Source organism: Daejeonella sp. JGW-45 (assembly GCF_029360805.1).
In the GTDB taxonomy this organism is placed as follows: Bacteria; Bacteroidota; Bacteroidia; order Sphingobacteriales; family Sphingobacteriaceae; genus Daejeonella.
Map to the genome: position 1 here is coordinate 963,361 of NZ_JARKNC010000010.1, position 1,653 is coordinate 965,013.

A 1,653-nucleotide genomic window follows, 5' to 3' on the forward strand; every position below is an offset into this window, starting at 1 on the left:
CCTTGCATCTCCAACGTTTACCGGAACTGTATCTGGTATCACCGCCACAATGGTCGGATTAGGCAATGTGAACAATACGGCTGATGCAGATAAGCCGATCAGCTCGGCTACCCAGACAGCCCTTGATGGAAAAGCTACTACTGCTGCTTTAGCATTAAAGGCTGACCAAAGTGCAGTGGATCTGAAAGCACCTCTTGCATCACCAACATTCACAGGTACTGTTTCCGGTATCACTGCCGGAATGGTTGGACTAGGTAATGTGAACAATACGGCTGATGCAGATAAGCCGATCAGTTCAGCTACTCAAACTGCCCTTGATGGGAAAGCCGCCAGTGCGGATCTTGCTCTGAAAGCACCACTTGCATCTCCGACCTTCACCGGAACTGTATCTGGTATTACTGCCGGAATGGTTGGACTGGGTAATGTGAACAATACTGCTGATGCTGATAAACCGATCAGCTCGGCTACTCAAACTGCTCTTGATGGGAAAGCCGCTAGTGCGGATCTTGCTTTAAAGGCGCCTCTTGCATCACCAACATTTACTGGAACTGTATCCGGTATTACTGCCACAATGGTTGGATTAGGCAATGTGAACAATACGGCTGATGCCGATAAGCCAATCAGCTCGGCTACTCAAACAGCGCTTGATGGAAAAGCCGCTAGCGCAGATCTTGCTTTAAAAGCCCCTCTTGCATCTCCAACGTTTACCGGAACTGTATCGGGTATCACCGCCACAATGGTGGGATTAGGTAATGTGAACAATACGGCTGATGCAGATAAACCAATTAGTTCAGCAACTCAAACTGCCCTTGATGGAAAAGCCGCTAGCGCAGATCTTGCTTTAAAAGCACCACTAGCATCTCCAACCTTTACCGGAACCGTATCCGGTATCACTGCCGGAATGGTTGGCTTAGGTAATGTGAACAATACTGCTGATGCTGATAAACCAATTAGTTCGGCGACCCAGACAGCACTTGATGGAAAAGCCGCTAGTGCGGATCTTGCTTTAAAAGCACCATTAGCATCTCCAACATTCACCGGAACTGTTTCCGGTATTACTAAAGGGATGGTAGGGTTATCAGATGTAGATAATACTTCAGACCTGGCTAAGCCGATCAGCACGGCTACCCAGACAGCCCTTGATGGTAAAGCTACTACTGCTGCTTTAGCATTAAAGGCTGACCAAAGTGCAGTTGACCTGAAAGCACCCCTTGCATCACCAACATTTACCGGAACTGTTTCCGGTATCACGGCCGGAATGGTTGGCTTAGGTAATGTGAACAATACGGCTGATGCTGATAAACCAATCAGTTCGGCTACTCAAGCAGCGCTTGATGGAAAAGCTACTACTGCTGCTTTAGCATTAAAGGCTGACCAAAGTGCAGTGGATCTGAAAGCACCTCTTGCATCACCAACATTTACCGGAACTGTTTCGGGTATTACTAAAGGAATGGTTGGATTATCAGATGTAGATAACACTTCAGACCTGGCTAAGCCAATTAGTTCGGCTACTCAAACAGCGCTTGATGGAAAGGCTACAACAGCTGCTTTGGCATTAAAAGCTGACCAAAGTTCAGTTGATCTGAAAGCGCCCCTTGCATCTCCAACATTCACCGGAACTGTTTCCGGTATTACTAAAGGGATGGTAGGGTT

1 protein-coding gene is annotated in these 1,653 nt (G+C 47.4%); it reads left to right on the plus strand.

Features of this window, described 5'->3' with window-relative positions:
• On the plus strand, positions 1-1,653 hold a 1,653-nt coding region (locus P2W76_RS17895), incomplete at both ends, for a hypothetical protein (protein ID WP_276349271.1).